We start from the raw sequence: 1,240 nt of genomic DNA on the forward strand, positions 1-1,240 counted from the left end.
TCGCACGCGACGCCGTGCAGTTCACCCGGCCAGTGCTGCTGCAGGTGGCCGGGGACGATGCCTTTGTCGCACCGCGCGGCAGCCGGGCGCTTTTTCGACGCCTTGCCGGGGCCGCGCAAGACGCTGCACTGGTATGAGGCGGCCTATCACGAGATCTTCAACGAGGAAGCCAGCTTGCGCGAGCAAGTCATGCATGATCTGCGGCACTGGCTGCCGTTTTCAACCGCAGATTGAGACGCCGTACAAGGCGCTCTTGATGGCGGGAAAAGAGCGAGAACGGGCAGCGCAATCAGCGCCCCGCAGAGGTGGGAATTAACCTGGAATTACCTACGTAAAGCTGCGCTATCGGCGTCCTGCAGGGCCTGTTAGGACGCTTTCTTCATGTCAGGGCTGTCCGCTGGGAATGTTGTGGAACTGGCAGCGGCTGTCGAAACCGACGAAGCCCGGCGCGCAGGCGCAGCCTTGCACGGCCAGCAGCAGGGCGGAGGCGGCGAGGAGGGAGGCGAGTCGCTTCATGCTTGGCTTTCGTTGCAGTGGCAAAGCTTGCGAGTGTAATGCGCTGCACAAGCTTTGCAAGCCAGGCCCGGGCGCGGGTTCACTCTTGCTGCCGTCTGGGGGACGGCGATTGGCCTTGAGTTCCAGATATCATCGATGATGATAATGGTGCAAAAAATGCCCCAAAACGGGTTGATCTGCCCCTGTGAAGGGCAAAAGAAAAAAGCGGCTTGTCCACGTTGCAACGCGACAATGACCGCTTTTCAAATCTGCTCCGACGTTCCCTGCCGCATCCTCGGGGATGCTGGCGAGAACCCGGCCAGGAAGCTGCTTACTTGACCGAAATCAGGTAGCGCGCAACCATGGCGCCGATGAGCAGGGTGTACGGGAGGATGTCGGCGACGATGTTCATGGTGAGCTCCGTGAGGAAGAAATTGATCTGTTGCATTGCAATATATTCGCTTCACGGCCAGCGTTCCAATTTTGAATCCCAATACCAGTTATCGAGTTTGTGAATAATTCTTCCCTCGGCGGGTGTCTACTCCATGCTGGCTTGTAATTTTCCTTTTAAATCAGTGGCTTACTGATGTTGTTAGGTCGTCAAGCAACAAGCCCCTGCTGCACGATGTTTCATTTGTGCGACAGGGGCTGTGTCGTAAATCAACATGATCCGGCGCTTTTTGTTGCGCCCTCGGTTACTGCGGGAAAGCTACTTCATNCACTGGATGGTCAAGCCACGCAGCTC

The 1,240-nt window shown here is 57.2% G+C and carries 1 protein-coding gene; it reads right to left on the bottom strand.

Going from position 1 to position 1,240, the window contains the following annotated elements:
- Positions 1-384: 384 nt before the first annotated feature.
- The gene (locus I5W_RS33870; protein WP_017452901.1) at positions 385-516 is read right to left on the bottom strand and encodes a hypothetical protein; all 132 of its coding nucleotides are present in this window, start codon (positions 514-516) and stop codon (positions 385-387) included.
- Positions 517-1,240 lie beyond the last annotated feature (724 nt).

It is taken from the genome of Herbaspirillum sp. B65 (genome assembly GCF_000333555.1).
In the GTDB taxonomy this organism is placed as follows: domain Bacteria; phylum Pseudomonadota; class Gammaproteobacteria; order Burkholderiales; family Burkholderiaceae_D; genus Herbaspirillum; species Herbaspirillum rubrisubalbicans.